Source organism: Streptomyces sp. NPDC001351 (genome assembly GCF_042896045.1).
GTDB lineage: Bacteria > Actinomycetota > Actinomycetes > Streptomycetales > Streptomycetaceae > Streptomyces.
This window is the reverse complement of record NZ_JBIAWS010000007.1, coordinates 184,795-198,946: the sequence shown is the minus strand read 5'-3', so window position 1 is coordinate 198,946 and position 14,152 is coordinate 184,795. Positions and strand designations below refer to the sequence as shown.

At 70.8% G+C, this 14,152-nt stretch carries 15 protein-coding genes; 1 reads left to right on the top strand and 14 read right to left on the bottom strand.

The features are described 5' to 3' along the window. Nucleotides 1-2: 2 nt before the first annotated feature. The 3 genes from ACFY1U_RS26190 to ACFY1U_RS26180 are packed head-to-tail and all read right to left on the bottom strand — an operon-like array spanning nucleotide 3 to nucleotide 1,951. Nucleotides 3-1,037, bottom strand: coding sequence for an ankyrin repeat domain-containing protein (locus ACFY1U_RS26190; protein WP_390696578.1), 1,035 nt, complete (start codon nucleotides 1,035-1,037; stop codon nucleotides 3-5). Beyond that, the gene (locus ACFY1U_RS26185; RefSeq protein WP_390696577.1) at nucleotides 1,034-1,471 is read right to left on the bottom strand and encodes a nuclear transport factor 2 family protein; all 438 of its coding nucleotides are present in this window, start codon (nucleotides 1,469-1,471) and stop codon (nucleotides 1,034-1,036) included. The genes ACFY1U_RS26190 and ACFY1U_RS26185 overlap by 4 nt, the downstream gene beginning before the upstream one ends. A gap of 27 nt (nucleotides 1,472-1,498) precedes the next feature. Beyond that, nucleotides 1,499-1,951: a nuclear transport factor 2 family protein gene (locus ACFY1U_RS26180; RefSeq protein WP_390696576.1), complete on the bottom strand. Its 453-nt coding sequence runs from the start codon at nucleotides 1,949-1,951 to the stop codon at nucleotides 1,499-1,501. A 348-nt stretch (nucleotides 1,952-2,299) separates the two neighbouring features. Between ACFY1U_RS26180 and ACFY1U_RS26175 the strand changes: the two genes are divergently transcribed. Beyond that, nucleotides 2,300-3,175 carry an LLM class F420-dependent oxidoreductase gene (locus tag ACFY1U_RS26175; protein ID WP_390696575.1) on the top strand — a complete coding sequence of 292 codons (876 nt, stop codon included), beginning with the start codon at nucleotides 2,300-2,302 and terminating at the stop codon, nucleotides 3,173-3,175. A gap of 78 nt (nucleotides 3,176-3,253) precedes the next feature. On the opposite strand, the gene ACFY1U_RS26170 is transcribed toward ACFY1U_RS26175, so the two are convergent. From ACFY1U_RS26170 to accC, 11 genes are all read right to left on the bottom strand, one after another. Further along, nucleotides 3,254-4,150, bottom strand: a complete 897-nt coding sequence (locus ACFY1U_RS26170; RefSeq protein ID WP_390696574.1) for a LysR family transcriptional regulator — start codon at nucleotides 4,148-4,150, stop codon at nucleotides 3,254-3,256. Nucleotides 4,151-4,261: 111 nt separating this feature from the next. Further along, nucleotides 4,262-5,311, bottom strand: coding sequence for a LuxR C-terminal-related transcriptional regulator (locus ACFY1U_RS26165; RefSeq protein ID WP_390696573.1), 1,050 nt, complete (start codon nucleotides 5,309-5,311; stop codon nucleotides 4,262-4,264). 146 nt (nucleotides 5,312-5,457) lie between these two features. Next, nucleotides 5,458-6,441 (bottom strand): TauD/TfdA family dioxygenase, encoded by a 984-nt coding sequence (locus tag ACFY1U_RS26160; protein ID WP_390696572.1) that lies wholly within the window; start codon nucleotides 6,439-6,441, stop codon nucleotides 5,458-5,460. 5 nt (nucleotides 6,442-6,446) lie between these two features. Further along, a complete protein-coding gene (locus ACFY1U_RS26155; protein WP_390696571.1) occupies nucleotides 6,447-7,550 on the bottom strand; it encodes an aspartate kinase in 1,104 nt (367 codons plus the stop codon). Continuing rightward, the gene (locus ACFY1U_RS26150) at nucleotides 7,547-8,590 is read right to left on the bottom strand and encodes an aspartate-semialdehyde dehydrogenase (protein WP_390696570.1); all 1,044 of its coding nucleotides are present in this window, start codon (nucleotides 8,588-8,590) and stop codon (nucleotides 7,547-7,549) included. Before ACFY1U_RS26150 ends, ACFY1U_RS26155 begins: the two co-directional genes overlap by 4 nt. Next, complete coding sequence (locus ACFY1U_RS26145; protein ID WP_344404345.1) at nucleotides 8,587-9,486, bottom strand: DMT family transporter; 900 nt, start codon at nucleotides 9,484-9,486, stop codon at nucleotides 8,587-8,589. Before ACFY1U_RS26145 ends, ACFY1U_RS26150 begins: the two co-directional genes overlap by 4 nt. 91 nt (nucleotides 9,487-9,577) lie before the next feature. Beyond that, nucleotides 9,578-10,522: a transporter substrate-binding domain-containing protein gene (locus ACFY1U_RS26140; RefSeq protein WP_390696569.1), complete on the bottom strand. Its 945-nt coding sequence runs from the start codon at nucleotides 10,520-10,522 to the stop codon at nucleotides 9,578-9,580. A gap of 196 nt (nucleotides 10,523-10,718) precedes the next feature. After that, nucleotides 10,719-11,987 (bottom strand): methylaspartate mutase, encoded by a 1,269-nt coding sequence (locus tag ACFY1U_RS26135; RefSeq protein ID WP_390696568.1) that lies wholly within the window; start codon nucleotides 11,985-11,987, stop codon nucleotides 10,719-10,721. Next, complete coding sequence (locus ACFY1U_RS26130; protein ID WP_390696567.1) at nucleotides 11,987-12,406, bottom strand: cobalamin B12-binding domain-containing protein; 420 nt, start codon at nucleotides 12,404-12,406, stop codon at nucleotides 11,987-11,989. The genes ACFY1U_RS26135 and ACFY1U_RS26130 overlap by 1 nt, the downstream gene beginning before the upstream one ends. Nucleotides 12,407-12,536: 130 nt before the next feature. Then, nucleotides 12,537-12,767 carry a helix-turn-helix transcriptional regulator gene (locus ACFY1U_RS26125; RefSeq protein ID WP_390696566.1) on the bottom strand — a complete coding sequence of 77 codons (231 nt, stop codon included), beginning with the start codon at nucleotides 12,765-12,767 and terminating at the stop codon, nucleotides 12,537-12,539. 16 nt (nucleotides 12,768-12,783) lie between these two features. Beyond that, on the bottom strand, nucleotides 12,784-14,145 hold the full coding sequence (accC, locus tag ACFY1U_RS26120) for an acetyl-CoA carboxylase biotin carboxylase subunit (RefSeq protein ID WP_390696565.1): 1,362 nt from the start codon (nucleotides 14,143-14,145) through the stop codon (nucleotides 12,784-12,786). Nucleotides 14,146-14,152 lie beyond the last annotated feature (7 nt).

The window sequence follows — 14,152 nt, the reverse complement described above, 5'->3', positions numbered from 1 at the left end:
GGTCACGCCGCCGCGAGTGCCGCGATCCGCCGGGTGATCGGGTCGTCGTCGCCGAAGACCTCGACGGCCAGGTCGAGCGGGGTCTTCCCGTCGTGGCCGACCAGGTCGGTGCGGGCGCCGGCGTCGAGCAGGACGGTCACGCAGTCGGCGTAGCCGTGCCACAGGGCGTCGTGCAGGGGGGTGTAGCCGTTGGTGGCGCCCTGGAAGTCGAGGTCGATGCCCGGGTGGGCGACCAGGTCGGCGGTGATGTCGGCGTGGCCGTTGTAGACGGCCTTGTGCAGGGGTACGGCGCCGAAGCAGGGCTCGACCGCGTTGATGTCGGCGCCCGCGCCCAGCAGCAGCCGGACGATCTCGCCGTGGCCGTCGCGGGAGCCGACGAGCAGCGGGGTGTGGGCGTCGTTGAAGCCGTTGAGGAAGGGGGCGCGGGCGTCCACTTCGGCGCCGTCGGCGAGGAGCCGGCGTACGGCCTCGGTGTCTCCGGCGGCGGTGGCGGCCATCAGGGGCTGGGCCTCGACGGCGCTCGCGTCGGCCTCCCGGCGCTCCTTCAGGAGCTGCTCGGCGCGCAGCAGCTTGTCCTTGCCGAACGTGTTGACGTTCAGCTCGTAGGCGAAGTGCTCCTCGAGCGAGAAGCCGTAGTGGGTGTGGAGCTTGAGGCCCGCGCCCTGGTCGAGGAGGTACTCGACCAGGTCCGGGTACTTGTACCAGAGGGCGTCCATCAGCGGGGTGTGCCCGGTGGTGGGGGCCACGGCGTCCACGAAGGCACCGGCCTCGACGAGCTGCCGGGTGACGTCCAGGCTGCCGCCCTGGCAGGCCTTGTGCAGCGCGGTCGCGCCGGCCCTGGTGTCGGCGGTGTGGACGTCGGCGCCGGACGCGATCAGCGTCTCGGTGGTCGCCGGGTCGGCCTGACCGGCGGCGATCATCAAGACGGTGAGCCCTGAGGAGTGCTCGCGCGTGCTCGGGTCGGCGCCCGCGTCCAGCAGCCGCTGGACCTCCTCGGTGGAACGGCCGCGCACGGCCGCGATGAGAGCGGCGCTCATGAGGCCACCGCCTCGCCCCGGATCGCCCGGATGATCTGCGAGGGGTCGGTGTGGGACTCCCAGCGGACGATCCGGCCGTCGCGGACGGTCAGCCAGTGCGTGAAGATGATCTCGAAGTCGATGCCGGTCTCCTTGACCCGGGAGATCTCGTGGATGATCCCGGCGGCCTTCTCGCCCTCGACGACGAGGTCGAGCAGCTCCTCGGAGACCACCTCGCACTGACCGGCGAACACCCCCACGCTGTCCGCCACTTCGGCGCTGCTGTGCAGGGTGCCGATCCACTTCATGTCGTCGTTGTAGCCGGGCACGGGACGGTAGTTGATCCATTCGACGTCGTCGGCGAGAAGCCCGAGCGCGGTGCCGAAGTCGCCGCTCGTCAGGGCGGCGAACCACCGCTTGGCAACGTCCCGGGTCTGCTCGGTGAGGTCGCTCATGTCGTCTCCTTGTGGCCGTCTCACGGCCTACTGGCTGTCCGGAGGGGTCATGATCTGCTGGTTGCCGTCCGCCCACGCCGCGGTCATCACCAGGCCGGTTATGCGCCAGCCGGACCCGCTGCGGGTCAGGTCGAAGCGGTAGCGGCCGCCGAGCGTCCAGGTCGGGCCGCCATGGGCGTTGGGCAGCAGATGGGTGGCCTGGAAGTGGGCGGTGAGGACCGCCTCGTCCCCGTGCACCTCGGCGATCTGGTTGCCGATCATGTGCTGGGTGGCCTCGAGGTGGCCGAGCCCGGCCCGCCAGTCGGCGATGACGCGGTCACGGGTGCTGACCACGGGCTGCCCGCCGAAGAGGCTCGTGTAGTCCAGGGTCACCTTCTCCGCGAGCAGGGCCGGCAGGGCCTCCCACTGGCGCAGGTCGACGTGCCACAGCATCCTGGTGCAGGTCTCGGTGACGTCGATCCGGTCTTCGGCGGAAGTCATCGGCAACTCCGTGGGGGCGCGCCCGGGTCGGGGCGGGCGTGCTGGACGATCGGTCCCGGCCGACGCTAGTGACGGGGCCGGAGGGGAGGTCCCGGCGCCGCGGCCGCCCGACGCACTCTGCGAGCTCCACCTGGGTACTACGTCAGTTCATTCGAACTGACCATTCACTTGACGCAGTGTCATCCGCCGTGTGACAGAGTGCCGGAACCTGCGGCGCGGCGCCGCGCGGGCGAGGAGTCGGCTGGGGACCGTGGGACGACCAACCCACGAGGAGGCACTGATGGTGAACGGCAGCGCACTGCGGACCACGTCCTCAGCGGACGACGGCTGGGGTCTGGTCGGCTGAGCATGCGTATCGGAGCAGTTTTCCCGCAGACGGAGATCGGCGCGGACCCGGGCGCGGTGCGCGCCTGGGCCGAGGCCGTGGAGGAGCTGGGCTTCGCGCACGCGGTCGCCTTCGACCACGTACTCGGCGCGGGCACCGCCCGCCGCCCCGGCTGGTACGGCTACACCAGCGAAGACCCCTTCCACGAGGTCTTCGTGCTGTTCGGCTATCTCGCCGGGGTCACCCGCACCCTGGAGCTCGCCACCGGGGTCCTGGTGCTGCCGCAGCGGCAGACCGCCCTGGTGGCCAAGCAGGCCGCCGAGGTCGACGTTCTCAGCGGCGGCCGGCTGCGGCTGGGCGTGGGCATCGGCTGGAACCGGGTGGAGTACGACGCCCTGGGCGCGACGTTCACCGACCGCGGCGCCCGCAGCGCCGAACAGGTCGAGGTGCTGCGCGCGCTGTGGGCTCGGCCCACGGTGACCTACGAGGGGCGCTGGCATCGCATCGAGGACGCGGGGATCCTGCCGCGGCCGGTGCGGGGGCGTATTCCGGTGTGGTTCGGCGGCAACGCGGAGCCTGTGCTGCGCCGGGCGGGCGAACTGGGTGACGGCTGGCTGCCGCAGCGTCCTCCGGACGGGACGGCGCGCTCCATGGTGGAGCGTGTGCGGTCCTATGCCGTCGCGGCCGGGCGTGATCCCGCGGGGATCGGGTTCGAGGCTCGGCTCAAGCTTGCGGAGGTGCCCGAGGCAAAGTGGGCGGGGTTTGTGGCTGGTTGGCGTGATCTTGGGGCGACTCACCTGTGCCTGAGCACGATGGGGATGGGCCTGGCGACAGTGGACGCCCACATCCGGATGCTGCAGAGTGCGTTGGGGGAATTGGGGTCAATCGCTTGTGAGTGAATCTGCGGGCCGGTGGGGGCTGGTCGCGCAGTTCCCCGCGCCCCTGACGGGGCGCTCCTGCATGCCGGAGTTGAATTGTCAGCGCCCGTATTCCTCGGCCAAGAATCGGATGGACTGGTCGGTGAAGACCCGCATCTCCCTCGTGAGATTTTTTCCCCGGCGCCAGGCCAGCTGCGTGAACACCTCGAACGGGATGTCCCAGTCCAGTTTCACGAGAAGGCCGGCGTCCAATGTGTCCTGTACGCAGGCCGTCGGCAGCAGGCTGATGCCGAGGCCCGCCGCAACACCCCGCTTGATGGACTCGATCGTGCCGAACTCCAGGAACGGCAGGGCCTCTCCCGTGCCGTCGTTCAGTTCGGCCTCGAACAGTTCCCGGTAGGCGCAGCCCGCCTCGGCGGAGATGACCTGGGTGCGGCGGAGTTCCTCCGTGGTCACCTTCGGGACCTGGGTGAGCGGATGGTCGGGGGCGGCCACTACCGTCAGGGGTTCGGAGCCGAGGACTTCGGTCTGGACGCCCGGGTGCTGCGTCTCGGCCTCCATCAGGAAGCCCATGTCGAACATCCCCTGCCGCAGCGCATGGCAGGTCTCCGCGCACAGGCTCGGGCGGAGCACGATGTGCAGGGCCGGGTAGCGGTGGTGGAAGAACTCCAGCAGTGGCGGCATCCGGTAGGACGTGATGCTCTCCATCGAGCCGATGGTGAGCACGCCGGAGGGGTCCCCGGAGCCGACCGTGGCGCCGCGGGCCTCGCCGGCCAGGGCCAGCATCTGCTCGGCGTAGGGCAGCAGCCGCTGGCCCGCCTCGGTGAGCTGGATGCGGCCGCCGAGGCGGTCGAAGAGGTCGACGCCCAGGGACATCTCTAGTCCCTTGATCTGGCTGGTGACACTGGACTGCGCGTACTTCAGTTCCGTCGCCGCCTTCGAGAAACTGAGCAGCGTGGCCACCTTGTGGAACGCCGCCAGCTGCCTGATATCCATGGTGTTCTCCTGCATGGGCCGACAACGGATGGATTTCCTGTTCCAGCGAATCACCGGGCGGGCACGGGCGCCATGTCCCGGCGGTGTCCCCTTCGGGACAGGCGACGTCAGCTAGCGGCCAACATCCCCGTTTTCCCGGTCTTCGCCGTTTTCCCGGTCCTCGCCGTTCTCCCGGTTCTCGCGGCCGATTATAAGGCCCGCCTGGAATCGGCTGACCGCCCCCATTTCCTCCATGACGGCGGAGATGTGGCGGCGGCAGGTCCGGGTCGCCATGCCGAGCCTGCGCGCGATGACCTCGTCCTTCAGCCCGAGGGCCATGAGGCGAATAATGGAATGCCGTACTTCTTCCGCGACTTGCGGGTATTCGGCGGTCTGCTGGTCCACCTCGAAGGGCCGGCCGATCTGCCACACCGACTCGAAGGTGCGGGCCAGATAGTCCACGACCGTCGGTTCGGTGATGACGGCGGCGCCGGGCGGCCGGCGGCCGGTGCGCTCCTTGGGGATGAAGGCGATTCTGCGGTCGTAGATGATGAGCCGCTCGGAGAGTTCGTCGACGGTGCGCACCTCGGCGCCGCGCCGGCTGATCTCCTGGACGTAGGTGCGGGTGGCGAGGCTGGTGCGGGCGGTGTGCTGGTAGAGGGTGCGCACGCGGACGCCTCTGCGCAGCAGTTCCAGGGTGTGTTCCCGGTCGGCCTCGAGGAGTTCGGGCGGGCGGCCGCCGCCGGACTGCAGGCTCATGCGTTCCCGGGTGCAGCCGTAGCGGGCCCGGTCGATCTCGCGGCGCACCTCCTCGACGTCGTCGAGGACGGTGATGGGCACGTCGGCCGCCGAGCCGCCCGGCCGGGCGCGGTAGTCGGCGGCCAGGGAGCGCAACTCCTCGTGGATACGGCCGATTTCGCGTCGGCGTCGGCCGATCTCCACCTCCAGCGGCGTGACCAGTTCGGCCTCGGCGACTTCGGGGTCGAGGGGGACGACGGGACGCCCGGGTGCGCTCGGGCTGAGCAGGTGCAGGTCCTGGAGGGACTTGCGTATCTCCTCGACCGCGGTGATGTCCGCGTCGAGGGCGGTGGTGATCTCCTCGTCGTCGAAGCGGCCCTTCTGCAGTGCCGCTTCGTAGGCCTGCACCGCGAGGTCGCCGAGAAGAGGAATCTCGTCCGTCAATTCCTCACCCCCCAACACACCCGAGCCCCACGAGGTCGGCGCGTCGCCGCGCGCTGCTTCTTGCCTTTTCACCCTAGGACGCCTTTCCCGGCCCGAACTCCCGTGCGGGGCCCGTCGGCCTGAGAGCGTTAGGTACGGCACCGCATTCAGTAATGAACGCGTCGGTCCTCGGGCGTGGCCCTGTAACGCACGTTCCACAGGTTGCGGCGGATATAGGTGCGCTGGAGCCAGCGGTCGCGGCCGTCGTGGTGTGCCCGGAAGGTGGAGCGCGCGTGGACGCCCTTGCGGTTGTTGATCAGCAGGGCCTGGCCGGGTTCCAGCCGTACGGTGTGGGCGACGGACCGGCAGGCCTCCTGCAGCGCGTCGAGGGCGGTCCGGGCGCCGCGGGTGAGCGGGCGGGTGCCGTTGGCGGAGACCGTGATCTCCGGGAAGGGGGCGGCGCCGCTGAGGATGGGCACCGGCTCGGACAGCACCTCCTGCCCGACGCTGCGGGTGTAGCTGCCGGGGGCGTTGAGCCGGTACAGCGGGCTGCGCAGCGTCTCGACCAGGGGGTCCGGCAGGTGCCGGCACAGGTCGCGGGCGTCGGCGTAGTACGTGTAGGCGTCGTTGCCGACGGCACCGCGCAGGCAGTTGAGGACGAGGAAGTCCGGGTTGGCGACGTCGTAGCGGCCGGTGGTGTCGTAGGTGATGTCGCTGTGGAAGTTGAGGAAGACCGCGGAGCCCTGGTTGGTCTGGGCCCGTGCCCCCTCCCGGACCGGGACGACGTCGTGGACGAGCCGGCCGGCCTTCTCGGTGAGCACGCCGATCGGCTCGCCCAGCAGTCCGGTCAGGCCGAGCAGCACGCCTTCGGCGACGAAGCTGTTCTTGGCGGTGGACGGTTCGCCGTCGACCGGGGTGGGCGGCAGGTCCGCGTCCAGTGGCAGATTGCGTACGAGCATCACGCCCGGGGAGTCGTTGTGCCGTCCGAAGTCCATGATCTGCTGGAGGAGTTCGGTGGGCAGGGCGGCGAAGACGCGGTGGTAGCGGGTCAGGGCCCGGTCGACGTCCGTGGTCGGGTCGGGCAGCAGACACAGCTCCGCACCGATGGTGTCGCGCACCCGGTCGGGCAGTTCGAGGTCGGCGAAGGTCAAGGCGGTCACACTCCGGCGAGGTGGGGCTCTGGTGCGGGTTCCATGACGGGCAGGTCGATCCGGTCGTGCAGGCGCTGGGCGACATGCAGCGCGTCCTCGCCGCTCTCGGCGAGGTGGGTGGTGACCTTGGAGCCGCGGATCTCGGCGACCGGGACACCGACGTAGGTGCCGGGTTTGAGGTTCTGGCGGCGCTGCACGGCCTCCAGGTCGACGAAGCCGCCGACGACGGCGACCCACGGTTTCTCGGTCAGCCGTACGGTGTCGATGCCGGCCGCGTGGAAGACGCCGTGGGCGAGGTCGGCGCAGTCGTCGTTGTCGTAACTCAGTACCACCGAACGCTGATTGAAGACGATGGCGGCCATCTGGTCGCCCTCGCGGCTGATGGTCGTGCCGCGGGAGAACGGTGCCCGGTTGTAGCGGCAGACGATCTCGATGCCGTGCCGCAGGGCGAGCTGCACGGCCCGGCGGTGCAGCACCTTCGCGCCGTACAGGGACATCAGGGCGGCCATGTTGAAGGAGACCTTCGGCAGCAGCCGTGCGCCGCGCACCAGGTGCGGGTCGGAGGTGTAGATGCCGTCGACGTCGGAGTGGATCTCGCAGGCGGTGCCGCCGAGGGCGCGGGCGACGGCGATGGCCGACAGGTCGGAGCTGTTCTTGCCGAGCCAGGTGGGCCGGCCCTGCGCGTCGATGGCCTGTCCGCCGGGGACGACGACGACCTCGTACTCGGCCAGCGTCCTGTCGAGCGGTCCCGGGTCGGTCTCGATCACCCGGGCCCACAGGAAGGACGAGTTGGTGATCAGGCCGATCTGGTGGCCGGCCAGGACGGTCGCGGTGCGGCCCCTGCGGTGCAGGGCGGTGGCGAGCAGGTGGGCGCTGATCAGGTCGGCGGTGGCGAGCATGCCTGCCGGGGTGGCGTCCTCGGGGTGGGCGTTGACCTCGTGCAGCCGGCCCCGCAGCTGCTCGGTCTCCCCCTGCATGGCGCTGACCACGACGGCGAGCCGGCGGCCCTCACGCTCCAGCCTGGCTTCGAGGCCGGCCGCGAGCCTGTCGTAGGCGGCGTGGGTACGGAAGGTGGAGCCGCCGAACTTCAGAATGGCAGCGTCGGTCACAGCAACCCCCGGTCGAGAACGGTCTCGGCGATCTGTACGGCGTTCAGGGCGGCCCCGATACGCAGGTTGTCGGCGACCAGCCAGAGCCAGAAGCCGCGCGGGTTGTGCGGGGCGACCCGGACCCGGCCGACGTGGACGTGGTCCGGGTTGCCCGCGGTCAGCGGGGTCGGGAAGCGGCCCGGGATGTCCTGGTCGTGGACGGTGACCTCGGGCAGGGCTGCCAGGCGGCCGACCAGTTCGGCGCGGTCGACGGGGGCCGCGGCCTCCACCCACACCGCCTCGGAGTGCGAGTTGACGACCGGGACGCGGACGCAGGTGGTGGTGACGTCGAGGTGCGGCAGGCCGAGGATCTTGCGGGACTCCTGGAGCATCTTCTGCTCCTCCATGGTGAACCCGCTGTCCAGGAGCCGGTCGATGAACGGCACGACGTTGAAGGCGAGCGGGGCGGTGAAGCGTTCCGCGGGCAGTTCGGCGTCCGGGTCGTGCAGGGCGAGTTCGGTGCCCTCCTGGAGTTCCTCGATGCCGTGCTGGCCCTGGCCGGAGGCCGCCTGGTAGGTGCTGACGACCACCTGCCGTATCCCCCACCGCTGCTCCACGGTCTGCAGCAGCCGCACCAGCGGGATGGTGGAGCAGTTGGGGTTGGCGATGATGCCGCTCGCCGGGCGTCCGGTGAGGACGTCCGCGTTGACCTGCGGGACGACCAGCGGGGTGTCCGGGTCCATGCGGAAGGCGTTGGTGTTGTCGATGACCAGCGCGCCCTGGGCCGCGGCCGGGCGGGCCCACTTCTCGCTGACGGACGTACCGGCGGAGAAGAACGCGATGTCGACGTCCGAGAAGTCGAAGCCGTCCAGGTCCTCCACCGTGCAGGTACGGCCGTCGACCTCCAGCTGCCGCCCCGCCGAACGCGCGGACGCGGCGAGCCTGATGCCGTTGTGGCGCAGCCCCCGTGTCTCGATCAGCTCGATGAGGGTGTGGCCGACCGCTCCGGTCGCGCCGACGAGCGCGATTTTCGGCGCCTTGGTGTCGCTGACGAAGGTCATCGGGGTTCTCCGATCCGGGTGAGCGCGGGTGCCGCCGCCTTGTCCCCGTGCGTACGGCGGCCTGCGGACGGCAGCAGCCGCCAGCCGAGGTTCACGCCGAGGCCCGCCAGGACGATCAGCGGGACGCCCAGGGCCTGGAGGAGCGTGATGTGGTGCCCGTACACGGTGAAGTCGGCGAGGATGGCCACCGCCGGATAGACGAAGGACAGGACCGCGATCTTCGCGGTGGGCAGCTTCTGGTACGAGGCGTACAGCAGGATGTACATCAGGCAGGTGTGGATGACGCCGAGCCCGACCAGCCAGGCCCAGTCGGCGCCGAGACCGGCGGTCTTGCCGAGTGCCGTGAACGGCAGCAGCAGCGGGATGCCGACCAGCACCTGGGTGAGGGCGGTGAGTTCGGGGCGTACGGACTTCAGGTGCTTGGCGATGACGGTGGCGAAGGCGTACAGCAGCGCGGCGAGCAGGGCCTGGCCGACGCCCAGGAAGTAGGCGTCGCCCTTCTTGCCGTCGGCCGAGGTGAGGTCGGCGACCAGGAGCACGCCGAGGAAGGCGAGGACGATCCAGCCGGCCTGGTGCCGGTTGAGCTTCTCCTTGAACAGGACCAGACCGAGGATCACCACGTAGAACGGCTGGGTGTGGTAGACGACCGTGGCCACCGAGATCGACGTCTTGGTGTAACTGCTGAACAGCAGCACCCAGTTGAAGACGATGCACACGCCGCCGAGGACCGCCAGGGCGAAGGTGCGGCGGGTGAAGTTGTGGTTCTTGAACAGGCCGCGGGCCAGGCAGTACGCGGCGAGGGCGACGGCGCCGAAGACGCAGCGGAAGAACACCACGTTGAAGCTGGGCTGGCCGGACTCGACGACGAAGACGCCGAGGGTGCCCGACAGGACCATGGCCGCGGTGAGTTCGACGGCTCCTCTGGTCTGCTGCTGACGGCTGGGGGTGCTCACAGTCGGTACCTCTTCTCCCGGTGGGTCCGCGTCTTCAGTGCAGGGGCACGGCGTAGTGCAGACCACCTCTGGTCCACAGCTCGTTGGGGCCGCGCGGCACATCGAGGCCCGAGGCGCGGCCCAGGTTGCGTTCGTACAGGTCGGCGTAGCTGCCCACGGCGTCGAGGACACGGGCCGCCCACCGCTCGTCGAGGCCGGCGGCGGGGCCGTGCCGTCCGGCCTGGCGGGCGACGGCGTCGCGGCCGGCGCCGCCGGTGCGGTGGCTCTCGTACTCGGCGGCGAACAGGAGTTGCAGCACCCAGCGGCAGATCCGGAACCACCCGGGGTCGTCGTCCCGCACCACGGCGGCCATGGGCTCGCGGGAGATCTCGGCGGGCAGGATCCGGTGCGCCTCGGGGTCGGGCAGCGTACGCCTCGCGCCCGCGAGGGCGACCTTGTCGAGGACGTACGCGGCGCACTCGCCGGAGGCGTAGGCGTGCAGCGCGTCGGCGGGCCGGTCGAAGGGGACGGGCTCCACGGCGAGGCCCCGCGGCCGGTACCAGGCGGCAAGATTGGCCGGGGAGGTGGAGCCGGCGTGCACGGCGAGCCGCCTGCCCGTGAGTTGGGCGGGGTCCTCGAACCCGGATTCCGCGGGCACGAGAAACCCCTCGCCGTCGTAGCAGGTGACCCCGGCGAAGAGAAGCCCGTGGGCGGCCTCGCGCCCCATGGTCCAGCTGACGTTGCAGACCGTCAGATCGGCTTGCCCGGCGGCCAGCCGGCTGAGCCGGGCGGCGGATCCCGCCGGCCGCCAGTCGACGGCTTCGGGATCGCCCAGCACGGCGGCGGCGACCGCACGGGCGATGTCCGCGTCCAGCCCGGTCCAACGCCCGTCGGCGGCGCACAGGGACAGCCCGGGCTGCCCCTGGGAAACCAGGGCACGCACGGCACCACGCGCGCGAACGGCGGCCAGGGTCCCGGCAAGCATCGTACGGGCGCTCACGCGACGCTCCCCAAAAACGCACCGCCCAGACCCTCACGGCGGCGCCCCCTGCAGCCGAACACGTCCAGGGATGCGGCGACGACGACGCGGGGCCGCATACCGCGCCCCGCAACAGCCAAGCCCTCGCGATCGCACCGGCTGCCGCGGGCGCGGGGGGTGAGCGCGGTCGGGGAGGTGGCGGCCGCCGTGCGGGGCCTCATGCCGCGCTCCGCAGCAGGGAGCCGACCAGGTCCTCGCGGTCGTAGCGGCGTTCGTTGTAGGCGAGCATCGTGGTCAGGCGGTCGGCCGTGAGGGGGGAGGTGTCCGTGTCGCGGATCGTGACCGGCATGCGGCCCGCCTTCGACCAGCTGAGCATGCCGTGCTCGTCGATGACGGCTCGGGCGGCGTTCGCGTTGTCGCGGTGCAGGCAGTACGGCACGTCGAGGACGCCCCGGGCGAAGGCGGTGACCAGGGCGGAGCCGACCGTGCGGCCGAGTTCGAGGGTGGCGTGGATCAGGGTGCGGGCCTCGGCGAGGAGGCCGGTGTCGGTGGGCGGGGGGCACTTGGTGACCGCGCAGTCGGCGGCGGCCTGGCGGGCGACGGCGTCGGCGAACTCCAGGGCCTCGGCGTTCTCCTCGATCGCGGGTATACGGCGGGCCTCGGCGGGGGTCTTCACGATGAGCCGCTCGGTGCCGCTGTGCACGGCGAGGCGGACACTGTCCTCGACGAGGCGGTAGGAGCCGATGGGGGTGCGCGGGAAGACGCCCATGTAGGTGTACAGGGTGACGTGCCAGTCGGCGTCGGGGAGGTGTTCGGCCGCGAGGCGGCGCAGGGCGGCCAGGGCCTCCAGGTCCTGGCCCAGGTGCACCTGTTGGGCGTAGCTGAGGGAGATCGAGCGCAGCCCGTGCTCGTGGAAGAACATCGCCTCCAGGACGCTGAGCGCCACCAGCAGGGAGGGCGGGCAGAGCTGGCCGAGCATGCAGCCGCCGAAGGTCTCCAGGTGCATGGGGTCGGGGGCGCCCGCGGCGAGTTCACTGCAGCGGGCCCAGTTGTCGGTCGCCTCGGGAAGCGGGACCCGGCCGTAGGGCAGGCAGTACGACACCGGGCCGCCCTCGGTGGCGTCGACGCCCGCGGCGACCATCGAACGGAACAGGTCGAGGGGCAGGGGCGAGCCGTGCCGTACCTGGACCGGGAAGTCCGCCCCCGAGACCTCGCGCAGAAGGTTGCGCACGGTGCCCGCGCCGTGGGCCAGCAGCGGGAAGCCATTGAGCTCGGCTCCCTCGCGCAGGGCGCGGCGGGCGGAGGCGTAGTCGCCGACCCGGGTGTAGCTGTCGAGCGTGATGGTGCCGACGGAGGTCGCCCGGCAGTCGCGCACCGCGCTCAACCCGGCCCGCATCCGGGCGAGTTCACCGAAGCCCATGCGCGGCTGCACGACCAGCCGCCCTGCCGCGGCCGCCGTCCGGACGAACTCGGCGAACCGGGGCATCAGCGCGGCGCCCCGGCAACGAGAGGCTCACGTACGGCTGCCGGCCCGGCCAGCCCGGCGAGGAAGTCGCCGAAGGCTGCCAGGGTGCGGCCGGCCGGCTGGTCCGACTCGTTGAACACGGCGTCGAAGCCCGCGTCGAGCAGCCGCCGGACCTCCTCGGCGTCCGCGCCCCGCACCCCGAGCTTGCCGCCGATGACGACCGGCAGGGCGGCCAGTTCGGGATCGCGGCGCAGGGCCCGGATCAGGCGCAGACCGTCGAGGTGGCCGTGTCCGTTGACGGTGCTCAGCACCAGGAGGTCGGGGCGGTCGGCACCGCGGCAGGCGTCCATGACGGTTTCGTCCGGCGGGCACACCCCGAGATTGGTCACCTCGTGCCCGGCCTCCTCCAGCAGCAGCTGCAGATAGACCAGATTCCACATGTGTGCGTCGGAAGAAACGCTGGAAACGACAATACGGAGAGACATACCCATCACTCTTGGATTCGCCCGGGCGAAAGTACAGAAGCCGCCCAACGGAGTTCCCGTACCGGAGATCAGGAATTTCCATACGTCAGGTGTCCGGGGTGTCCACGGCGCCGAGCAGACCCAGCCGGGCTGCGGCCGCGCCCAGCTGGAAGCGGGTCACCACGCCGAGTTTCGCGCACATTCCGGCCAGATAGCGGCGCAGTGTGCGGGTGGAGACGCCAAGGCTGCGGGAAATGAATTCGTCGGACCTGCCGCATTCCAGTTGACGTAGGATCGCGACTTCCGTGTCGCAGATGTCGCCGATGTCGCCGAACATGTCGGCCTCCGAGCGTCTACAGAGCGAAATGCCGCTCCAGGAAATCCGTGGCGACTCCCCCGCGGCGGAACTCCGGGTGGCCGAGTATCTCCTGGTGCATGGGGATCGTGGTGTGGACTCCCGGGCCCGACACCTCGAACTCCGACAGGGCGCGCAGGGCGCGGTCCAGGCAGGTGGCGCGGTCCGGACCCCAGACGATGAGCTTGCCGATCATCGAGTCGTAGTAGGGGCTGACGCGGGAGCCCGGCACGTAGTCGGTGTCGACGCGGACCCAGGGGCCGCCCGGGGTGCGGTAGTTCTCCAGCAGTCCGGGCGTGGGCGCGAAGCCGCGGTCGGGGTCCTCGGCGTTGATACGGCACTCGATGGCGTGACCGCGGACCTCGATGTCCTCCTGCTTGACGGTGAGCGGGGAGCCGGAGGCCACCCGCAGCTGTTCGCTGATCAGGTCGACTCCGGTGACGAGTTCGGTGACCGGGTGCTCGACCTGGATCCGGGCGTTCATCTCCATGAACCAGAAGGCGTCCTGCGCGTCCGGGTCGGCCTCCAGCAGGAACTCCACGGTGCCGGCGCCCCGATAGCCCACCGCGCGCGCTCCGGAGACGGCTGCCGCGCCGAGCCTGGCCCGCAGTTCGGGCGGGATGCCGGGGCCGGGCGACTCCTCGACCAGTTTCTGGTGGCGGCGCTGTACGGAGCAGTCGCGTTCGCCGAGGTGGACGGCGCCGTCGAAGTCGTCGCACAGCACCTGGATCTCGATGTGCCGGGTGTCGGTGAGGTAGCGCTCGATGTAGACGGCGCTGTTCTTGAACACCGCCAGGGCGCCGGCCCTGGTCCTCGTGTAGGCGTCGCGCAGGTCCCGCGGCCGGCGTACGACGGTGATGCCTCGCCCGCCGCCGCCCGCAGCGGCCTTGATGATCACGGGGTAGCCGATCTCCCGCGCGATCTCCTCGGCGGCCTCGACCGAGTCGACGGGCTCGGTGGTGCCGGGCAGCAGCGGCAGGCCCGCGGCCGTCATGAGTTTGCGGGCCGTGGCCTTGTCGCCGACGTTCTCCATCACGTCCGGCGGCGGGCCGATGAAGGTGATGCCGTCGTCCGCGCAGATCTCGGCGAAGTACGGGTCCTCGGAGAGGAATCCATAGCCGGGGTGGATGGCCTCGGCGCCCGTCTTGACGGCGGCGCCGATGATGTTGGGGATGTTGAGGTAGCTGCGGGTGGGCGCGCCAGGGCCGATGTGGACGGCCTCGTCGGCGGCCTTCACGAACTGCGCGTCGGCGTCCGGGGTCGAGTACACGGCGACCGTGCGGACCCCGAGGTCGCGGCAGGTCCGGATGATCCTGAGCGCGATCTCGCCGCGGTTGGCGATGAGCACCTTGTCGAACATGTCGTCG

Bases quoted from the DNA above. Each gene is read 5' to 3' on its own strand.
- ACFY1U_RS26190 (WP_390696578.1), bottom strand. From the start codon at position 1,037: ATGAGCGCCGCTCTCATCGCGGCCGTGCGCGGCCGTTCCACCGAGGAG.
- ACFY1U_RS26185 (WP_390696577.1), bottom strand. From the start codon at position 1,471: ATGAGCGACCTCACCGAGCAGACCCGGGACGTTGCCAAGCGGTGGTTC.
- ACFY1U_RS26180 (WP_390696576.1), bottom strand. From the start codon at position 1,951: ATGACTTCCGCCGAAGACCGGATCGACGTCACCGAGACCTGCACCAGG.
- ACFY1U_RS26175 (WP_390696575.1), top strand. From the start codon at position 2,300: ATGCGTATCGGAGCAGTTTTCCCGCAGACGGAGATCGGCGCGGACCCG.
- ACFY1U_RS26170 (WP_390696574.1), bottom strand. From the start codon at position 4,150: ATGGATATCAGGCAGCTGGCGGCGTTCCACAAGGTGGCCACGCTGCTC.
- ACFY1U_RS26150 (WP_390696570.1), bottom strand. From the start codon at position 8,590: ATGACCTTCGTCAGCGACACCAAGGCGCCGAAAATCGCGCTCGTCGGC.
- ACFY1U_RS26145 (WP_344404345.1), bottom strand. From the start codon at position 9,486: ATGGTCCTGTCGGGCACCCTCGGCGTCTTCGTCGTCGAGTCCGGCCAG.
- ACFY1U_RS26135 (WP_390696568.1), bottom strand. From the start codon at position 11,987: ATGCCCCGGTTCGCCGAGTTCGTCCGGACGGCGGCCGCGGCAGGGCGG.
- ACFY1U_RS26130 (WP_390696567.1), bottom strand. From the start codon at position 12,406: ATGTGGAATCTGGTCTATCTGCAGCTGCTGCTGGAGGAGGCCGGGCAC.
- ACFY1U_RS26125 (WP_390696566.1), bottom strand. From the start codon at position 12,767: ATGTTCGGCGACATCGGCGACATCTGCGACACGGAAGTCGCGATCCTA.
- accC (WP_390696565.1), bottom strand. From the start codon at position 14,145: ATGTTCGACAAGGTGCTCATCGCCAACCGCGGCGAGATCGCGCTCAGG.